Origin of the sequence: Kribbella rubisoli (genome assembly GCF_004217145.1) — a bacterium.
In the GTDB taxonomy this organism is placed as follows: Bacteria; Actinomycetota; Actinomycetes; order Propionibacteriales; family Kribbellaceae; genus Kribbella; species Kribbella rubisoli.
In genome coordinates this window covers 1-19,352 of the sequence record NZ_SHKR01000013.1, presented here as the reverse complement: position 1 = coordinate 19,352, position 19,352 = coordinate 1, and the positions used below count along the sequence as shown (strand labels likewise).

At 68.1% G+C, this 19,352-nt stretch carries 18 protein-coding genes; 8 read left to right on the top strand and 10 right to left on the bottom strand.

Annotated elements, in window-relative coordinates; genetic code table 11:
- Positions 1-286: 286 nt before the first annotated feature.
- On the bottom strand, positions 287-733 hold the full coding sequence (locus EV645_RS20115) for an Lrp/AsnC family transcriptional regulator (RefSeq protein WP_130445509.1): 447 nt from the start codon (positions 731-733) through the stop codon (positions 287-289).
- Positions 734-814: 81 nt separating this feature from the next.
- On the opposite strand from EV645_RS20115, the gene EV645_RS20110 reads away from it, so the two are divergent.
- The 5 genes from EV645_RS20110 (at position 815) to EV645_RS20090 (ending at position 4,480) form a co-directional block, all read left to right on the top strand.
- Positions 815-1,399: a PQ-loop domain-containing transporter gene (locus tag EV645_RS20110; protein ID WP_130445508.1), complete on the top strand. Its 585-nt coding sequence runs from the start codon at positions 815-817 to the stop codon at positions 1,397-1,399.
- A gap of 31 nt (positions 1,400-1,430) precedes the next feature.
- Positions 1,431-2,045, top strand: coding sequence for a hypothetical protein (locus EV645_RS20105; RefSeq protein WP_130445507.1), 615 nt, complete (start codon positions 1,431-1,433; stop codon positions 2,043-2,045).
- 60 nt (positions 2,046-2,105) lie between these two features.
- Positions 2,106-2,630, top strand: coding sequence for an EXLDI protein (locus EV645_RS20100; RefSeq protein ID WP_130445506.1), 525 nt, complete (start codon positions 2,106-2,108; stop codon positions 2,628-2,630).
- A gap of 126 nt (positions 2,631-2,756) precedes the next feature.
- Entirely contained in the window at positions 2,757-3,698 is a 942-nt protein-coding gene (locus EV645_RS20095; RefSeq protein WP_130445505.1) for an ATP-binding cassette domain-containing protein, read from the top strand.
- A complete protein-coding gene (locus tag EV645_RS20090; protein WP_130445504.1) occupies positions 3,695-4,480 on the top strand; it encodes an ABC transporter permease in 786 nt (261 codons plus the stop codon). The genes EV645_RS20095 and EV645_RS20090 overlap by 4 nt, the downstream gene beginning before the upstream one ends.
- On the opposite strand, the gene EV645_RS20085 is transcribed toward EV645_RS20090, so the two are convergent.
- Positions 4,477-5,154 carry a pyridoxamine 5'-phosphate oxidase family protein gene (locus tag EV645_RS20085; RefSeq protein ID WP_198681755.1) on the bottom strand — a complete coding sequence of 226 codons (678 nt, stop codon included), beginning with the start codon at positions 5,152-5,154 and terminating at the stop codon, positions 4,477-4,479. The two genes, EV645_RS20090 and EV645_RS20085, sit on opposite strands and share 4 nt — an antisense overlap.
- Before the next feature lie 69 nt (positions 5,155-5,223).
- Between EV645_RS20085 and pdxR the strand changes: the two genes are divergently transcribed.
- Positions 5,224-6,591 (top strand): MocR-like pyridoxine biosynthesis transcription factor PdxR, encoded by a 1,368-nt coding sequence (gene pdxR / locus EV645_RS20080; protein WP_130445503.1) that lies wholly within the window; start codon positions 5,224-5,226, stop codon positions 6,589-6,591.
- Here pdxR and EV645_RS20075 read toward each other — a convergent pair.
- The 4 genes from EV645_RS20075 to arfA all read right to left on the bottom strand — a co-directional run bounded on the left by EV645_RS20075 (position 6,578) and on the right by arfA (position 12,154).
- Entirely contained in the window at positions 6,578-7,423 is an 846-nt protein-coding gene (locus EV645_RS20075; RefSeq protein WP_242000532.1) for a hypothetical protein, read from the bottom strand. The two genes, pdxR and EV645_RS20075, sit on opposite strands and share 14 nt — an antisense overlap.
- Before the next feature lie 114 nt (positions 7,424-7,537).
- The gene (locus tag EV645_RS20070; protein WP_130445502.1) at positions 7,538-8,425 is read right to left on the bottom strand and encodes a glycoside hydrolase family 43 protein; all 888 of its coding nucleotides are present in this window, start codon (positions 8,423-8,425) and stop codon (positions 7,538-7,540) included.
- Positions 8,426-10,636, bottom strand: coding sequence for a family 43 glycosylhydrolase (locus tag EV645_RS20065; RefSeq protein ID WP_130445501.1), 2,211 nt, complete (start codon positions 10,634-10,636; stop codon positions 8,426-8,428).
- 12 nt (positions 10,637-10,648) lie between these two features.
- Positions 10,649-12,154 carry an arabinosylfuranosidase ArfA gene (gene arfA / locus EV645_RS20060; RefSeq protein WP_130445500.1) on the bottom strand — a complete coding sequence of 502 codons (1,506 nt, stop codon included), beginning with the start codon at positions 12,152-12,154 and terminating at the stop codon, positions 10,649-10,651.
- A 267-nt stretch (positions 12,155-12,421) separates the two neighbouring features.
- Between arfA and EV645_RS20055 the strand changes: the two genes are divergently transcribed.
- A complete protein-coding gene (locus tag EV645_RS20055; RefSeq protein WP_130445499.1) occupies positions 12,422-13,420 on the top strand; it encodes a LacI family DNA-binding transcriptional regulator in 999 nt (332 codons plus the stop codon).
- 180 nt (positions 13,421-13,600) lie between these two features.
- Here EV645_RS20055 and EV645_RS20050 read toward each other — a convergent pair whose 3' ends face one another.
- A complete protein-coding gene (locus EV645_RS20050) occupies positions 13,601-14,743 on the bottom strand; it encodes an FAD-dependent oxidoreductase (protein ID WP_130445498.1) in 1,143 nt (380 codons plus the stop codon).
- Between the two features lie 94 nt (positions 14,744-14,837).
- Here EV645_RS20050 and EV645_RS20045 point away from each other — a divergent pair, with 94 nt between their 5' ends.
- The gene (locus tag EV645_RS20045) at positions 14,838-15,398 is read left to right on the top strand and encodes a TetR/AcrR family transcriptional regulator (protein ID WP_130445497.1); all 561 of its coding nucleotides are present in this window, start codon (positions 14,838-14,840) and stop codon (positions 15,396-15,398) included.
- Here the strand turns inward: EV645_RS20045 and EV645_RS20040 are convergent.
- The 3 genes from EV645_RS20040 to EV645_RS20030 form a co-directional block, all read right to left on the bottom strand.
- Complete coding sequence (locus tag EV645_RS20040; RefSeq protein ID WP_130445496.1) at positions 15,365-16,153, bottom strand: sugar phosphate isomerase/epimerase family protein; 789 nt, start codon at positions 16,151-16,153, stop codon at positions 15,365-15,367. The two genes, EV645_RS20045 and EV645_RS20040, sit on opposite strands and share 34 nt — an antisense overlap.
- Positions 16,154-16,165: 12 nt before the next feature.
- The gene (locus tag EV645_RS20035) at positions 16,166-18,238 is read right to left on the bottom strand and encodes a DUF4328 domain-containing protein (protein WP_130445495.1); all 2,073 of its coding nucleotides are present in this window, start codon (positions 18,236-18,238) and stop codon (positions 16,166-16,168) included.
- 208 nt (positions 18,239-18,446) lie between these two features.
- Positions 18,447-19,172, bottom strand: coding sequence for a DUF4328 domain-containing protein (locus EV645_RS20030; RefSeq protein WP_130445494.1), 726 nt, complete (start codon positions 19,170-19,172; stop codon positions 18,447-18,449).
- Positions 19,173-19,352 lie beyond the last annotated feature (180 nt).

Here is a 19,352-nt window from a genome sequence, read left to right as displayed (position 1 = left end):
TGCACTCGTATTGAGTCCCGGGGACGGGGCGGCAGTCAGGTGCTGGGGGCAGGTGGGATGGTCGGCGTGGATGTTCCGCGGGACTGGCGGATGAGCCGGGAGATCGGGTGCCATCCAGCCCGCGCGTGCGTCATAAGAGCCGGTTATCCACACCCGTATCCCCAGTTGTGCACACCGATTCGGGCGAGTTATCCCCAAGCTGACCGCTACTTCTCCACGAAAACCGCCCCAAAATGGCTCAAATCTGTGGATAAATCAGGTTTGAGTGGATGAGTTTCCACACTGTTCACGTTGGCAGCGGCCGGTTGTCCACGACCTTCTTCATCACGATCGTCGAGGTCATCCGCTGGACACCCGGCAGCCGCGCCAGCCGCTCGTCGCGCAGCCGCTGGAACGTCGCGATGTCGGCTGTGGCCACCCGGACGAAGTAGTCCGGCTCGCCGAACAGCCGCTCCGCGTGCACCACCTCCGGGATCTGCTCGAGTCCGGCCTCGAACCCGGCCACCGACTCCTCCCGGTCCATCGTGACCGCGAGCAGCACCTCGAACCCGTGCCCGACCGCGGCCGGATCGACCACCGCCCGGTAGCCGGAGATCACGCCGCCGCGCTCGAGCTCCCGCAGCCGGCGATGGCACGGAGCCGCGCTCAGCCCGATCCGCTGAGCCAGTTCGGTCACCGTCAGCCGACCCTCGGCCTGTAGCACCGCAAGGATCTTGCGATCAATCGCATCCACGACATAGATCGTATCGCTGCGCGCTGCAGATGAGCATGAATTCGCACGATAACTTCGTCGATTCAGCCGTAATCTTGCGCCATGCTCGACCTTCTGCCCATCGCAGCAGCCTGCTTCGGCATTCCGCAGTACCTCCCGCAGATCCTCAAACTCCGCCGGACCGGGGACACCGCCGGAGTCTCCTGGTCCTGGGCGACGCTGACCTGCATCAACAACGCCGCCTGGTTCTGCTACTTCATGGCCTCCGGCTACTGGACCGCGAGCCTTCCCTCGACCGCCGCCAGCACCCTGGCCGGCACCGTCTCGGTGATGCTCGTCCGCCGAGGCGCCCTCAACCGCCGCGCCGTCGGTTGGATCGCCACCTGGGCCGCCCTCCTCGCTCTCGCCGCCACCCTCGGCGGCCGAGTCGGCCTGGGCACCCTCCTCGCCGCCGCCTCGATCGTCCAGGTCACCCCGTCCCTGTGGACGGCGTACCGCACCACCCATCCAACCGGCATCTCAAAGGGCACCTGGACCCTCGTCTGCGGCGAACTGTCCTGCTGGCTGCTCTTCGGCCTGTGGAAAACCGACCCCCGCCTCATCACCCTCGGCATCACCGGCGTCGCAGCAAGCCTCCTCATGCTCGCCCGCGTACGACAGGCGGGCGTACTGTCGAATCAGCGGTAGCGACCTGGGGGAGACCGGGGAGGGTCGCACCATGTTCGTACAGGTCATCCAGGGGCAGGTCACCGACGCCGAGCAGGCGCACGCCGCGATGGATCGGTGGATGGAAGAACTCGCGCCCGAGGCAACCGGCTGGCTGGGGACCACCGCCGGCGTCACCGCGGACGGGAGGTTCATCGCACTGGCTCGCTTCGAGTCCGCCGACGCCGCGCGACGCAACAGCGAGTCGGCGGCGCAGGACAAGTGGTGGCACGAGTTCTCGGCGCTGCTCAGCAACGGCGCCACCTTCCGCGACACCGAGGACGTAACTCCCGGGATGTTCGGCGATCCGGACGCGGCCGGCTTCGTGCAAGTGATTCGCGGCCGGGCCTCGAACCCGGCGCGCGTCCGGGAGCTGATGCAGATGGATCCGGCCGACTGGGTCGCGTTCCGTCCCGAGGTGATCGGCAGTATCTTCTCGCTGTTCGACGACGGCCGCTTCGCGACCACCTTCTACTTCACCTCCGAGGCGGCGGCCCGTGACGGTGAGCGTAAGGAGCCGCCGGCGGAACTGAAGGCGCTCGTCGACGAGCTCGACTCGCTCGACGCCGAGCCGCCGGAGTTCTTCGACCTGACCAGCCCCTGGTTGTACTCACCTGCATCTACGTAGAGATATATGTAGACACGTGCGTAGCCTTCTGCGTATAGTTCTACGTAGGAGGAGAGAGCGATGCCAAACAAGACGATCTATGTGTCCGACGACGACCTGCCGTTGTACAAGAAGGCGCAGGAGCTCGCCGGGAACCTGTCTTCGGCGATCTCGATCGCGCTGCGGAAGTACGTCGAGCTGGAAGAGGGACGGCTCGAGGGGTACGACGAGATCACCGTGCGGGTGGGCCGGGGCGCCGGCCGCAAGCAGCGGTTCTCCGGCGTACTGCTGGCCGAGGGCGGGCGGTCGAGCACCACCGGGTACGAGGCCTTCAAGGTCTACCGGAGCCGGACCGGCAAGTTCGTCCTGCATGCCGATCGCCGCAGCCAGTTCACCGTCAGCGGCGACGACGAGCGCTACCTGTCGGGCTGGCGCTCCTGGATCGGCAACTGGAGCAGCGACCAGTCCTGGAGCATGGCGAAGGGCGAGGCCACGCTGAACATCGTCGACTCGGTCGAGGCGCTCCGCGAGCTGATCCCCGAAGACCTCTACGAACTGGTCGAGGAAGCCGCCAACCAACCGGCGGTGGAGGACCTCGACATCTAGCTCCCACCACAACTAATTGACGCCGGCGACCTGAGCCAGGTCGCGGGGCGGTCGAACACACCCAAAAACAACCCCTTAGCCACCTGGGGCAGGTCCCCCCTGCCCGAAAACCACCGAGGAACTCTCATGTCAGCTGCGATCGACGTCATCGGACTGCGTAAGTCCTACGGCGAGAAACTCGTGCTCGACGGCATCGACCTGAACGTTGCCGAAGGCACCATCTTTTCCCTGCTCGGCCCGAACGGCGCCGGCAAGACCACCGCGGTGCAGATCCTGTCCACACTGGTCACCGCCGACGCCGGCGAGATCCGGGTGGCCGGCCACGACCTGCACCGCGACCCCGAGGCGGTCCGCGCCTCGATCGGCGTCACCGGCCAGTTCTCCGCGGTCGACGGCCTGATGACCGGCCGGGAGAACCTGATCCTGATGGCCGACCTGTACCACCTCGGCAAGCAGGAGGCCCGGCGCCGGGCGGACGAACTGCTGGAGCAGTTCGACCTGGTCGAGGCCGGCAAGAAGCTGGCGATGACGTACTCCGGCGGCATGAAGCGCCGGCTCGATCTCGCCATGACGCTGGTCGGTCGCCCGCAGATCATCTTCCTGGACGAGCCGACCACGGGTCTCGACCCGCGCAGCCGGCACAGCATGTGGACGATGATCCGCGAGCTGGTGGCCGCCGGCGTCACGGTCCTGCTCACCACGCAGTACCTCGACGAGGCCGACCAGCTGGCCGACCGGATCGCGGTCCTCGACCACGGACGACTGGTCGCCCAAGGTACGGCGGAAGAGCTCAAGCGGCTCGCACCGGGCGGACACATCCGGCTGCGCTTCACCTCTCCGGACGCGTTCGCGCTGGCCGGCCAGGTGCTGCCGACCGCAGTACCGAATCACGAATCGCTGGTCCTGCAGGTGCCGAACGACGGCAGCGTCCACGCGCTGCGCGACCTGCTGGCCCGGATCGACGACGCCTCGCTCGAGGTCGACGAACTCACTGTCCACACGCCCGACCTGGATGACGTCTTCTTCGCCGTCACCGGTCAGCCGACCGAGAAAGTTGCCGCGAAATGAGTTACGCACTGCAAGACACCGGCACCATGCTCCGCCGCAACCTACGGCACGCCCAGCGGTACCCGGGCCTGTCCCTCGGCGCCCTCGGGATGCCGGTCATCATGATCCTGCTGTTCGGCCTGATCTTCGGCGACACCTTCTCGGCCGGTCTCGGCGGAGGCGGCAGCCGGGGCGAGTACATCAACTTCCTCACCCCGGGCATCCTGCTGATGTCGATCGCGTCCGGGACGATGTCGCCCGCGGTCGCGGTCTGCATGGACATGACCGAGGGGATCGTGGCCCGCTTCCGGACGATGGCGATCTTCCGCCCGGCCGTGCTGACCGGGCACGTGCTCGGCAACGTGATCCTGACGATCGCGAGCCTTGGCCTGGTCGTCGGCTTCGCCGTCCTGATCGGGTTCCGCCCGAACGCGTCGGTCGGTGAATGGCTGCTGGCGGCCGGGTTGCTGATCGCGGTGACCGTCGGGCTGACCTGGTTCGCGATCGCCCTGGGGCTGACCAGCAAGACACCGGAGAGCGCGAGCAACGTCGTACTGCCGATCGCCCTGCTGCTGCCGTTCCTGAGCAACACCTTCATCCCGCTGGACGCGATGCCGAGCGGCATCCGGTGGTTCGCGGAGTACCAGCCGTTCACCCCGATCATCAACACCCTGCGCCACCTGCTGCTCGGTACGCCGATGGACAGCGGCGACGGCTGGCTGGCCCTCGCCTGGTGCCTGGCGATCGCGGTCGTCGGCTACTTCTGGGCCCAGAAGAGCTACAACAAGGGGACGGTGGCCTAGGACGGTGCGCCCATCAGGTTCGCGCGGGTGCGGACGTGGGCGGGCACCAACAGGTCGCAGTCAGGATTGTTCTCCGGTTCGCCGGCGACGACATGGAGCGGGATCACGCCTGTCCAGTAGGGCAGATCGAGGTCCTGCTCCTCGTCGTTGGCGGGCCCGTTGCGGGTCTTCACCGATGCTTCGGTGAGCGAGAGCGCGAGCACCGAGGTCTTGGCCAGCTCCTTGCGGTTCGGCGGCCGTACGGCGGTCGACCGGCCCGGGACGAGATGGTCGACGATCCGGTTGAGACCGTGCAGCTTCTCGTCGGGATCGGTGATCAGCCGCGGTACGCCGAAGATGACCGCGGACCGGTAGTTCACCGAGTGGTGGAAGGCGGACCGCGCCAGCACCAGCCCGTCGGTGTGTGTGATCGTGACGCAGATGGTCTGCTCCGGCGCCGCGACCACGCTGCGCGCGGCGACCGAGCCGTGCAGGTACAGCGTCCCGTCCGGCCCGCGATCCAGATCCACGCCGTACGCCGTCGGCAGGACGAGCGGAGCGCCGTCGACCACGACACCCAGATGACAGAACATGCCGTCGAGCAGCACGTCGTACAACGCCTCGCGATCGGCCGCGGCACGTTCCTTCGAGCGGCGGAGTTGTGTCCGGGCGGTCGGCTGCATCGGGCTGGTCATGTCATCAGAGTGATGGCAGGAGTGGCATGCTGGCACGGTCCATTCCCGTTCGAATCAGGTAGTCCATTCGTGGAGAGCTCGCTCCCGCTGACCATCGACCGCACAGCCGGGCTCCCGCTGCATCTGCAGCTGGCGGAGCAGTTCCGGGCCGCCGTGCTGGACAGTCGGCTCCAGGCAGGCCACCGACTCCCGTCCACCCGCGACCTCGCGCGGGACCTGTCCGTCTCGCGGTCCGTGACGCAGGCGGCGTACGACCAGCTTCACGCCGAGGGCTGGATCGAGGGACGCACGGGCGCCGGCACGTTCGTCACGGACGTCGTTCCGCTGCAACCCGCCGTACGACGCCACACGCCGCACCCGGCGAATCCCGACGCCGAGCTGCTGACGCTCCGGCCCGGCATCCCGTACATCGCTCCGAAGCCCGACCCCGGCTGGCGTCGCGCCTGGCGTGAGGTGTCCACGCAGTCCCCGCCGCGCGGGTACGACGACGCGGCCGGACTCCCGGCACTGCGCGCCGCGCTCGCCGACCATGTCGGGCGGGTCCGCGGAATCGCCTGTGGACCCGAGAACGTGCTCGTCACCAACGGCACCGTCCACGGACTGCGCCTGCTGCTCACCGTGACCCGGCAGCCCGGCGACCGGATCGCGATCGAGGATCCCGGCTATCTCAACGCAGTGGTCGCCGCCCGCGATCACCGGCTCGAGATCGTCGACGTGCCGGTCGACGCGGACGGTCTGCGGGTCGGCACACTGACGGACGACGCGGCCGCGGTCTATGTCACACCGTCGCACCAGTACCCGCTCGGCGGCCGGCTACCCGTTGCCCGACGCAACGAACTGATCCGCTGGGCGCGTCGTACCGGCGCTCAGCTGATCGAGGACGACTACGACAGCGAGTTCCGGTACGACGTCGCGCCGCTGCCCGCGCTCGCGCAGCTGGATCTGGAGCGCGTCGTCCACCTCGGCACGCTGTCGAAGACGCTCAGCCCCGCGCTCCGCCTCGGCTGGCTGGTCGCGTCCGAGGAGATGGTCGATCGCCTCGCGACGTTCCGCGCCAACTCCGGCGACTGGCCCGGTTGGCCGATGCAGGCCGCCTTGCTCGCGATGCTCCGCGACGGCTACCTCGACCAGGCCGTACGTCGCGGGCGCCGCCTGTACGCCGACCGCCGTACGCACGCAGTCGCCGTGCTCTCGCCGTACGGTCAGGTGATCGGGCAGGATGCCGGCCTGCACGTCACGTTGCTGCTGCCCGACGACGCCGACGATCTCCGGATCGCTGCCGAGGCTCGGGAGGCGGGTGTCGTTGTCGCGCCGTTGTCGGAGTACCGGCGCAGCGTGCCAGGACCGCCAGGGCTGGTGATCGGCTACGCGACTCCGTCGACGTCCGATCTGCACCGCGCCCTGACGGTCCTGACCGAGGTCCTTACTCGCCGTTGAGCGTGTCGATGTCCGGAGTGCTACCCCACCGGAAGTACACCGGGGCCTTGTAGCTGCCTACGGACGAGCTGACGTGGTTGATCACCGTGGCAGTACCGTTGGCGCGGCCAACGGCGTACCAGTGGGCGGTCTTGGTGTCCTTGTCGATGCCGACGAGCAGCGTGCCGTAGTTGCCGCACTTGCTCGCGAGCAGCTTCTCGAAACCCTGCCAGGTCTTCGTGCGGACCGGCTTCACGATCGGCTTCAACGACCCTGCCGTCGGGATGTGGATGGTGTAGAGCGCTCCGCCGCGGGTGTTCGCGAGGAACGTGTCGTACGTCGCGGTCTTGCTGATGAGTGCCATCGACTTCACCGCCGCGAATCCGGGCGCCGAACCGCTGGCCTTCCATCCGCCGGCGACGGTCCAGCGGAACAGCGTCCCGTCGTCGCGCAGTCCGTACGCCGTCGTACGCGCGGTGGTTTGGGCAACCTCCAGCGCCGTGAACTTCGACCAGCCGCCGCCGATGCGCTGAGTCGCGTTCGGCATGCCTGGGACGAACTCGTTCATCGTGTCGATCGAATAGACGCGGTAGTACAACGAGTCGCCTTGCACCACCCAGCCTTCGTTCGTGGCGCCCAAGTTGGACGCGTCGCTCGTGAACGTCGTACTGAATCGGACCGCACCCGGCGCGAACACGCCGAAGACAGGTCCGGGCAGCCCGACGCTCCGCGCCGGATAGCCCACCGTGATCCCGCCGTTGTCCTGTGCCCCACTGTCGAGCACAGACCCCGGTGCGAGCGAGCATGCCCCGGTCGCCGCTGACCCGGCGGCGTGTGCCGATGGCACAAACACCGCCGCAGTCAACGCAACCGCCCCCGCCAGGCTGGAGACAATAGTCCGCCGCATAACGTTCCCTCCCCAGATCTGGTTCTTCCACAAAGCCAGATGCGGGCAGGCCCGAAAAGGTTAGGGATCGAGCGGGTTCTCTGCGAGCGGCGGTTGGACGACCGGGGTGTCTCCGTCCCAGGTCAGTTGGGAGAGCCACATGGTTCGGCCCTTGGGGTCGGTGCCCACCTGGGTCGGGTTCCAGCCGTGGTAGACGAACCAGTTGCCTAGGACCATGTTGTGGCCTGGACCGGCTGCATCAGCGTTCGACGACAGGATGGGGTCGCCGGACTTGGTGCACGGGCCGATGGGCGACTCGCACAGGGCGTGGCCGACGGCGTACGTCGGTTTGTCGAACGCGTTGCCGGAGTAGAAGAGGTGGAATTTCCCGTTGCGCTCGACCATGTACGGCGCCTCGACGAGGTTGCCCTCCCAGGGCAGGTCCTGCTTGATCATGCGGTGCACGGGACCGGTCAGCGTAAGGCCGTCATCGGACAGTTCGGAGACGTAGATCCAGGTGTCCACGCCGATCGCGTTGCCGTCGTTCTTCCAGTACAGCCAGCGGCGGCCGGTCGAGTCCTGGAACGGCGACGCGTCGATCGAGCCGCCCTCGTCGGCCTGACTGATGAACGGCTGTGGAGATTTGTCGACATATGGACCTTGGGGCGTGGACGCGACCGCGACGCCGACGCACTGGTGACCGGACGCCAGATCGCGCGTCGTGTAGTACATGACGTACCGGTCCGCCGCATGCACTGCCACCTCGGGCGCCCACACCCTTCCGGGCGCGGTCCAATCCGGTAACGACGGCAACGCGTCGCCGACCTGCACCCAAGCCACCAGGTCGGCAGACTTCAGCGTCTGCACGTTACCCAGCGGTCCGTTGGTCGCGAAGGCGTAGTACTCGTTGCCCACCGCAATAATCTGCGGATCGGCGAAGCTGCCGTCGTACACCGGATTGGTGAACATCTACTTGCTCTCGTAGAACTTCAGGTAGTCGAAGGTTGCGACCGGCGGTGGGTTTGCGCCGGTGAATTCGCCGTGTGCGTAGAGACCGATGCGCGCGGCGGCCGGGAGGACCCAGGACGCGCCCCAGGTCCAGCTCTTCCCGTCCACCGACGTGCCGGCGCGGTAGACGTGCTCGCCGGCGGCGTTCTCGTGGTACGCGATGCGCAGCCACATAGTCGGCGCCGTCCGGCCGATCGCGGCCGCGCCGTACGACGTGGCGCCGTCGGACGGCCGGGCTACCAACTCGCGCCCGTACTCCGTCTGCCGGGTCTTCCAGATCGCGACGTCGCCAAGCCGGGCGAAGTCGTCGTCGTTCAGGTAGACGATCATCCCGGCCTGCTGGTAGTTGCGGACGTCATCGATCCCGGTGTCCAGGTGCAGTTTGGTCTCCGCGATCCAGCTCTTCCCGGCCGGCGGCGCGTGCAGGAGGAGGCCGGCGTTGTTCCCACTGCCGACCATGTCTGCGTTCTCCAGCGGCCAGCTCAGGTTGCCGTTGGCAATAGTTGCCTCGTCGTCCTGACGCACCCAGGTCCAGTCCGCACCGAGCGCTCCGTCGAAGTCGTCACCGGCGAGCAGCTTCCCGGTCCGCGGTACTGCGGCCAGCTTCGTCACCGGTTTGGCAACCGGCCGGACAGTCAGGTTGTCCACTTCAGCGTTTCCGACCCAGCGCACCGGAGCCGCCGCCAGCCTCAACCCCGGCACGCTGAGCTGTGCCTCCCCGTAAACATCTCCGAGGCCTGCGTCGTTGAGTCGTGCGGTCACGGTGGACCCACTCACCTGCACCGACAGCTTGTTCCACTGCGTGCGGTCGAAGTCGGCCGGCAAGTTGACGGACGTTGTACGACGACCCACTGCGAGCGTCAGCCGATTACCGGCAACAGTCGCAATCGCTGCGTTGCCCAAGACTGTGGCGAACGACGAGCCGAGCCGGACGTCTGCCTCCACGCGGAGGGAGCCGCTGGGTGCCGACAAGCGGGTTCGGGCTGCGCCGTTGATAGAGTCGGTGGGCCCGCCGACCGCATCACCGGGGTTGGCTGTTGCGCCCAGGAGACCGGCGGCCGGGTTCGTGGAGTCGATGCCCAACCCGGAGCCGGTGGTGGGTGCGGGAACCTGGCCCTCCGACGGGCCGAGGCCCGCGCTGGTGCGGGGCCAGCCGTTGATCCAGTCGATCTGGTCGATCAGCATCGGGCGGCGGTTGATGCCGAACGGGTCGGTCAGCCACGGCGTGCCGCGGTCGATCGCGTGGTAGACGATGTGGTCCTGGCCGGCCACGTCGGTGATGAACGCGTGGTGGCCGGGGCCGATCCATTTGTTGCCGTTCTGCGTGATCACCGTCGTACCGCCGACGCGCGAGTCGGTGAGCTTCGCGCCGTCGGCGTCCACGAACGGGCCGCGCGGGGAGCGGGACCGGCCGGCGAAGACGGAGTACCCGGTGGTCGGGCCGGCGCAGCAGTTCATCGACGAGCCCATGAAGTAGTACCAGCCGTCGCGGTAGACGACGTACGAGCCTTCGTAGCGGTCGCCGATCGTGATCTGGGTCGGGGTGCCTACCGCGTGCGTGCCGTCGGCGCTCAGCTCCGTCACGGAGATGCCGCCGTTGAAGCCGCCGTAATACAGGTACCGCTTGCCGTCGGCAGCGGTCAGTTCGGCCGGGTCGATCGTGCCGAGGTAGCCGCCGTTGCCGTCGGGACGCGGCGCCACAACAGGGCCGTCGCTCGCGGTCCACGGTCCGGCCGGCGTCGGCGCGGTGGCCACGCCGATCGCGGGATCACCGCCGGCATTGGCGGTCGTGTCCGTGACGGTGAAGTACATGACGTAGCGGCCACCGAAGTACCGGATGTCCGGCGCCCAGAAGAACGAACCGGGCGCGGCCCACGCCGGCTTGGTCTGGTCGTTGAAGACCGTGCCGAGGTACTCCCAGGAGCTGAAGTCCTTGGTCCGGGCCAGGTGCATCAGACCGAACGGGCCGTTCGCGACGAGCGGGTCGGAGGTGGCGTACGCGTACCAGTAGCCGTCGCGGCCCTGGATGATCGACGGGTCGGCGAAGGAGTCGGCGAAGCTGGATGTGACGGGGTTGGTGGTGGTCACGACCGGCGCCGCGGTGGCGGCCGACGTACCGGCCGCTACTACGACGACAGCAAGTGCTGTGGCGAGTAGTCGTTTCGAAGGCACAGGGCGGTCCCTTCAGCTCAAACGGATCAGATGCCACGAAGCGGGCGGCAACGTGGCGGTGCAGACACCGTCGACGATCTCGGTGCCATCCACGGTCCGGGGCGTCACCCGGTCCGGCTGGTCCGCGGTGTTCACTGCGGACCGGTCCTCGTCGTACAGCGCAATGTGCTCAGCGACCTGGAGTCCGTTCACCGGGATCTCCAGATCGATCTTGTCGGTCTCGCTCCGGTTCACCACGAAGATCGCAGTCTCCCCGGTGTTCTCGTCGTACGTCGCTGTGCTCCACAGGGCCGGGACCTTGCCGAAGGCAGCGGTGTCGATCTCCGGTCCGCCGGCGATCGCGGTCTGCAGCACGGTCGGACCGGCGTACCGCGCGGTGAGGGCGAACGGGTGGAAGATCGTCTGCCGCCAGGCGCGACCGCCGGGCTCGGTACGGATCGGGGCGATCACGTTGACCAGTTGCGCGAGGCAAGCAATCTTCACCCGGTCGGCGTGCCGGAGCAGGGTGATCAGCAGGCTGCCGACCACGACCGCGGCGTCGACGGTGTAGCTGTCCTCGATCAGCGGGCCGGCCTCCCGGATGCCGAGACCAAGCTCGCCGGGGAAGTGCTGCTGGTACCAGACGTTCCACTCGTCGAACGACAGCGTCAGCTCTTTGTCGCTGCGTTTCAGCGCCTTCACGTGGTCGGCGGTCGCGATGACCGACGAGATCATCCGGTCCATCTCCTCGGCGGCGGCCAGGAAGCTCGCCTGGTCGCCGTCGCGCGGTTCGTAGTACGCGTGCAGGCTGATGTGGTCGACGAGGTCGTAGGTCCGCTCGAGGACGACGCGTTCCCACTCGCCGAACGTCGGCATGCCGGCGTTGCTCGAACCGCAAGCGACCAGCTCGAGATCGGGCTCGACCCGACGCATCGCGTTCGCGGTCTCCTCGGCGAGCCGTGCGTACTCCTCGGCGGTCTTGTGGCCGATCTGCCACGGCCCGTCCATCTCGTTGCCCAGGCACCAGATCTTGATGTTGTGCGGCTGCGGGCTGCCGTTCGCGACGCGGCGGTCGCTGAGCGCGGTGCCGGCCGGGAGGTTGCAGTACTGGAGCAGATCGACGGCCTCGCGGATCCCGCGGGTACCGAGGTTGACCGCCCAGATCGGCTGTACGTCGGCCTTGCGCGACCACGCGACGAACTCGTCGGTGCCGAACTGGTTCGGCTCGATCGCCCGCCAGGCCAGGTCGAGCCGCCGCGGCCGCTGGTCCTTCGGGCCGACGCCGTCCTCCCAGTCGTAGTTCGAGACGAAGTTCCCGCCGGGGTAGCGGATCGCGGTCACGCCGAGCTCCCGCACCAGCTCCAGCACGTCCTCCCGGAAACCGTCCGCGTCGGCCCGCGGATGCTCCGGCTCGTAGATCCCGGTGTAAACGCACCGCCCCATGTGCTCGACGAACGAACCGAACACCCGCCGGTCCAACGGACCGACGACGAACGCGGGGTCAACCACAAGCCGAGCCACAAGGTCGTGTCTGCTCATCGCACGCCGTAGCGAGCAGGTGCTCGGTGCGGTGCATCGGCGCGCGGGGGCGAAGGGGTCGATGCGGAGCATCGTTCCCTTTGCACCCGTGCGGCGAGGTGCCGTGCCGAGTGCCGCGCAGTAGGCGTGCGATGAGCAGACACGACCTCAGCCTCCCCAGAGTCGTTTACAACGTTTAACGTGGTTGTCTACAACGATTGACAATCGCTGTAAAGAGTTCGCCGGTGGCAGACTCGGGCGACAGGCCGGTGACTGGAGGTTCTCGGGATGGCGACCAGGCTGAGTGATGTGGCCGCGCGGGCCGGCGTTTCGGTGAAGACCGTGTCGAACGTGATCAACGACTACCCGCACATCACCGCGCGAACCCGGGCCAAGGTCGAGGCCGCGATCGCCGCCCTGGACTACCGGCCGAACGTCAGCGCGCGCTCCCTGCGCAAAGGCCGCTCGGACTTCATCGCGCTGGCCATCCCGGAGATGGCCTCGCCGTACTTCGCCGAGCTCGGCGCCGAGATCAGCCGGGCCGCGAAGCGCCGCGGGATCACCGTGCTGATCGACCAGACCGAGGGCGGGGCCGCGGCCGAGAAGCTGGTCCTGGACGGGATGCGCGGGCAGCTGATCGACGGCATCATCTTCTCGCCGATCACGACCGTGCCGGCCAAGCTGACCGTCGCCGACACGGGGAAGCCGCTGGTTCTGCTCGGCGAGCGTCCGGCCGGCGGCCAGTTCGACCGGGTCGCGGTCGACTCGGTCCAGGCGTCGTGCGACGCCACCACGCACCTCATCTCGATCGGCCGGCGGCGGATCGCGGCGATCGGCGTCGGCGGGACGAGCACCGGGGCGGTACGGCGGAAGGGGTACCGCAAGGCACTCAAGGCGGCCGGCCTGCCACACGATCCCGCGCTCGAGCTCGCCGGGACGGGGTACCACCGGGAGGACGGCGCCGCGTCGATGCGCGAGCTGCTGGCACTGCCCGAGCCGCCGGACGCGATCTTCTGCTTCAACGACCTGCTCGCCCTCGGCGCATTGCGAACGCTGGCCGACGCCGGGCTGCGCGTTCCGGATGACGTCGCCGTGGTCGGCTTCGACGACATCGAGGACGGCCGGTACCACTCACCGACGCTGTCCACGATCTCGCCCGACAAGGCGTGGCTGGCCGACAACGCGGTCGCCCTGCTCCTGGACCGGATCGCCGGAAACGGTGAAGCCGCCCATCGCGACCTCACCGTCCCGTACACCTTGCAGATCCGCGAATCGACCGCCGGCTGACTGTGCACGTCTCAGGGGTCAACCCCCGAGATGGCCGGTTGCACGGCCGGAATCCGTCTCCGCAACCGGCAGGCTGCGGGGTTGACCCCTGAGACGTGCGTGGGCGGCGGGCCGCTGAGACGTGGCGGGCGGGCCGGCGGTTAGCGCTCGGGGAAGCCAGCCAGCTGGGCGGGCCGGCGGTTAGCGCTCGGGGAAGCCAGCCAGTTGCTTGGCGAGACCGTCCTGCGTCTTGCCGAGGCGGCCTGCGAACCTGAGTACGGCGTTGCGCAGCGGGCGGATCGGCCGCGGGACGTTGGCCAGCCTGGTCAGGCGGTGCGCCAGCGCGATCACCCGTACCGCCTCCGCGCGGCTGTCCTTGGCGTAGGCGTCCAGACCGGAGTCGTCACCCGCCAGCGCCTGCGACAACGCATCCGACAGAACCACCGCGTCGCGAAGGCCTAGGTTCATGCCCTGACCGCCAGCTGGGCTGTGCGTGTGGGCGGCGTCGCCGGCGAGCAGCACACGCCCGGACCGGTACTCGTCCGCGACCCGCTCGTGGATCCGGAAGCGGGAGCCCCAGACCACCTCGGTGACCTTCGGGTGCGACTTCCGCGGGCCGCGGTCGTCCACGAGGTCCTGTGCGAAGGCCAGGTCGGGGTGCTCGGGTGCGTTGTGCACCTCGCCGACAAGCCGGAAGCTTCCGTCCGGCAAGGGTGCGACCACCAGGAGTCCGGCGGCTGCGAAGTACAACCCGACCTCGTCGGTCGGCAGTCCGCTCTCGACCCGGATGTCGACCAGGCTCAGCGACAGCTCCAGCGTGTTGCCGGGCATCCGCAGGCCGGCCAGCTCGCGGACCGTGCTGTGCATGCCGTCGGCGGCCACGACGTACTGCGCGTGGATCACGTCGCCGTTGTCGAGCGTGACGTCGGCACCGTCGGGGGTCTGTTGCAGCCCGGTCGCGGCGTACGGGCGGAGCACCGATCCGCCGAGCTCCTCGAGCCGGTCGAGCAGGATCTGCTCGGTGACGGGCTGCGGGATCATCGTGACGAACGGGTACGCCGTCGGCAGGTCCTCGAAGCCGACCGGGATCAGCTTGCGGTCGCTGGTCCGGATCGAGAAGTCCTCCAGCTCCAGTCCGCGGTCGACGAGCTGCTTGGTCACGCCGAGCGGCTCCAGCACCTCCAGCGTCCGCGGGTGGATCACGCACGCCCGCGAGGTGTTGGTGCCCTCGGCCTGCTTGTCGATCACCACCACGTCGTGCCCGTGCAGCCGGAGACCGACCGCCACCGCGAGCCCGACCGGACCCGCACCCACCACTACGACCTCTGCGCTTCGCGGAGTCATCGTCGCTCCTTCCAACCGTTTATCAACACTTGTTGACTTTTACGCTAGGACCATTCCTAGCAAAAGTCAACAAGTGTTGGCATATGCTGTGGGTATGGCGGAGAAGAAGTCGGACCGGACCCGGGCGTCGATCCTCGCGGCAGCGCGGGAGCGGTTCGGCGCGGACGGGTACGAGCGCGCCACGATCCGGGCGATCGCGGCCGACGCGGCGATCGACCCGGCGATGGTGATGCGGTACTACGGCAGCAAGGAGAAGCTGTTCGCGGCGGCAGCGGAGTTCGACGTACGGCTGCCGGATCTCCGCGGCGTACCGCGCGAGCAGACCGGGGAGGTGCTCGTCCGCCATCTGGTCGAGCGCTGGGAGGAGGACGACACGCTACGGGTGCTGCTGCGTACTGCGGTCACCAACGAGTCCGCAGCCGAGCGGATGCGGCAGGTGTTCATCGGGCAGCTGACCCCTGCGTTCGAGCGGGCCGCGATGGACGAGCCGGCCGTGCGGGCGGGATTGATCGCGACGCAGGCGCTCGGCTTCGCGCTGTGCCGCTACATCCTCGAGTTCGAGCCGATCGTCGGCCTGTCCACCGACGAGGCGGTCGCGTGGCTCGGCCCGACGATCACGCGCTACTTGACGGCGCCGTTGCCCAGCCAGGTGTGAACGGCGGGGAGCGTCTCGGCCAGCGACGGCAGCTGCGGGTGCCACTTGAGCTCCCACTCCAGTGAGAGCGGGTAGTCGGTCCCGTCGAGCGTCTGCAGCAGCTCCTGGATCGGGAAGTCGCCGGCGTCGATCGCAACCGGACGGTAGTCCTGCTGCGAGTCGGCCTGCTTGAACTGCACGACGTCGACCCACGGCTTCAACAGCGCGAACGATTCGGCCAGCGTCTCGCCGTGCGACCACGTGTGCGAGCTGTCCCAGATCGCCTTCACGTTATGGCCGGGGACGTTGGTGTCGAGTAACGCACACAGCGCGGCGACCTGCCGGGCGGTCGAGTGCGAGTCGTGCGTCTCCAGCAAGATCGGGACTTCCCGCGGCGCGGTCGTCACGCGATCGAGCGCGCGCATCTCGCCGGCGCTGGGGGCTTCCGTCGTACCGGTGTCATCGGCTGGGTCGTCACCGGGGAAGACGCGGACGCCGCGGGCGCCGAGGTCTCCGGCCAGCTCGAGATGGGCTTCGAGGGGCTGGTCCTCGACGGCGCAGAGCTTCACGTAGCTGCTGACCGCGAAGATCTCGAGGCCGGCGTCCTCGATCCGGGTCCGCAGCTCACGCCGCTCGGCCGCGGTCAGGCCGGTGTGGGTGAACTCGTCCGGTGCGGCCCGCAGTTCCAGTCCGGCGAATTTGTTGCCCTGGGCAAGCGCCAGGACCTCGTCGAGCGGAGCTCCCGGACAACCGAGGGTGGCGAAACCTAGACGCATACAGTCATTTGATCAGACCCAGCGGCCGCGGCGGGGCTGGGTCCGCGGGGCGGTCGGCTGCTCGGGGTCGGTCGGCTGCTGCTCCTCGTACGAGTACGGCTGCTGCTGGTACTCGGTCTGCTCCGGCTCCGGCGAGTACTGCGAGCCGTACGACTCCGAGGCGTAGTTCGGGCTGTAGGTCTCGTAGGACTCGGTGCTCGTGTACTCCGACCCGCTGTTGTTGCTGTAGGCGTCGTACTCGTAGTTGCTCGAGCTGTAGCTGTTGCTGCTGTACTCCGAGTTGTACGGCGAGTAGTCCGAGGTGTACGACGTCGACTCGTAGCTCGTGTAGTCGTCGTTGTTCGACGAGTACGTCGGCTCCGGACCGTACGACGGGACCGGCGGGAGCGGCTTCGACGGCGTCAGGAAGTCGTCCTGCTCCTGGTAGCTCTGGCTGGGTGCCGGGGCCGGGGCCGGCTCGTAGTACCCGGAGGACGTCGACACGTGCGACGACGGCTGCGTGTGCTCGGACTGGCCGTAGACGCTGTGCTCGGAGTACGACGAGTAGCTGGTCTGCTCGGACTCCGCACCGTAGCCGGAGTGGCTCCCGACGGCCGGCTGGATCGCCGACGGGCTGTCGACCGCGACCCGAGCGGCCCGGCGTCCGGCGCGCGCAACTGGCGCGGGCTCAGGCTCGGGTGCGGTCTGCGCCTCCACCGGGGAGGACGTGTAGTCGGTCTCGTACGAGTACGGCTCGGAGTAGCGCGCCGCCCACTGCTGCTCGGGCTGCTGCGGCTCCTGGTACGCGTACGGATCCGGCTGGCTGACGGTCATCGGCGCGGCCTCGTCGAGCCAGCTGCTCGTCGTACTCGTCGTGCCCAGCACGTCGTCGGAGCTGCGGTAGTCGTTCCAGGAGGTCTGCGACTCGTACGTCGTCTCCGCGGCCGGCTTCTCGTCCCGCCAGGACTCGACCGGGCTGAACTGCTCGGTCGCGGGACCGGCGTCGATGTCCTGCCAGCTCTCGACGACCGGAGCGAACGGGCTCCACTTCGGCGACTCCTCGACCACCGGGTCACCGGCGAAGGCGGCCGGTGCGGCGGCGCCGTCGCCCGGGAAGCCCTGCGGCGCGGGCTGTGCCGGCGCGGTCGGGGCGAAGGGGCTCGGCGCGGGGGCCTGCGGAGCGAACGGGCTGCCTGCCGGGGCCTGGGGGGCGCCGGCCATCTGGAGCTGCGGCTGCGGCTCGCGGAGCAGACCCATCGAAGGCGACGCGGCGATCGGCTCGGAGATCGCGGGCTGCTCGTCGGTGTCGTCGTTCGCGTACGACGGAACCTGGGTCACCTCGTACGACGGGACCGCGCTGAGCTTCGGCGCCTGGTCCCACCACGGCACCCACGAGCGGGTCGTCTGCATGTGGTTGATCTTGCGGATCACCATCGTCGCCGCGACCGCGGAAACAGCGGTCAGCACGAGGGACGCAGTACCGGCGAGGGCGATGCCGCGCAGTGAGCCGACGGTCGCTTCCATCCACATCAGGAACCGGCGCACCACCACGTCGAACGCGAGAGCGCCGATCCAGGCCACCCACCACACCGAGGTGAGGCTGGGAGTCCTGAACCGGCGCAGGTCGTCCGCGTACACGGGGGTCTTCGGGTCGCTGGCGAGCCAGACGTCGTCGACGATCTGCTTGGGATACCAGAGGTTCGGACCGGGGCAGAACCAGCTCGCCAGCACCCAGCCGTGGCTGCGGCGGTGGTCGGCCTGGCAGAACACCTCGGAGTTGACCCGGGCCCGCCAGAGCCAGATGACGAAGACGACCGCGGCGGCGACCGAGATGACGACGTTCGGGATCGCGGTGACCTTGGCGATGGCGTCGGCGCGGTTCAGATCCGCGTCGTCGACGTTCGGCATCCCGCCGAGGTAGCGGTGGACGACGGAGTAGGTGTTCCAGTCCGACCAGGTGGACAGCAGGTGGGTGATCGTCGACGCGCCGAGCAGTCCGATGGCGATCTTCCCGACCGTCCCGACCTGCTGGAACTCTTCAGCCGCGTGCGGCTGCCACTCTTCCTGATCGTCGACAGCAGTCAATAATGCCTGCGGGTGGCTCACGTCTCGCGTCCCTCGCGTCGCTGGAACTCCGTCGTCTGTTCGGCGCTTCGGCCAGGTCCTGCCCCCGCATGACCGAGCCACATTGATACCACGAAGTAGGTACGCCAAGGGAGTCGACCCCAGCACGGAGGGTGTCGACTTAACGTGTTCTTTTCGTACGCCCATCACCAAAGGTAACGAGGCATTCGACGGGGCGTGACGGTTTGGTTTACCGCGCAGGTGGTTGGAAGCCGTTGTGCGGTGTCCCGACCGACCACCACGGCACCCATGGACGCATGCTCTGCAGTTCGTCGATCCGCTGAATCAGGATCACCGCGAGCACGGCCGCGCCGGTGGTGAACAGCGCTGAGACGGAGGACAGTATGACGTTCGTCCGCAGGTCTCCGAGCTGCGACGCGCCGGCAAGAACGCCTCTTTGCACGATGTTTCCGGTGACCAGTCCGATCACCCAGGTGATCCACCACGCCCAGACCAGCTGGGTGCCCGGGATCTCCTTCAGCGCCTCGGTGTGGGGATCGGTCCGTGGATCGCTGGCCGCGACGATGTCGTCGACGACCTGCTTGGGGTACCAGAGGTTGACGACCGGGACGAGCCAGCAGCCGAGCACCCAGCCGCGGGTGAAACGGTGCTGGCCGCGGTGGAACATCTCCGCGTTCCACCGGACCCGCCAGAGCCAGATGATGAACACCGCCGCGGCCGCGAACAGTGCGAGCGCGGAGATTATGCCGAGTGAGCCCGAGATCAGGTCGGCCTCGTCCAGTTTGTCCGGGTCGGCGCCGTACGTCTTGAGCGTGCGGTACGAGTACCAGTCCGACCATGCGGTCGCCCACGCGGTGACCGTGACCAGTCCGATCAGGATCGACGCGCTGACGCCCATCGGCCGCTCAGAACTGAACCACCGGTCCAGCGGTACTCGTGACGCCTGGCTCGGCATGGATCACACATAGCACAACACCGCGTGACCGGGCGAGAACATCACGTTGTCATCGGTCGGTGGCGTATTTCCGCCAGAAACTGATGCTCCTATTGGTGTCAAGCGGTGTTGAGCCAGGTGCGGTAGCGGTGGGCGAGGTCGTGGTCGGGGTAGGTGCCTTGTTCGGTGCGGACGATTTTG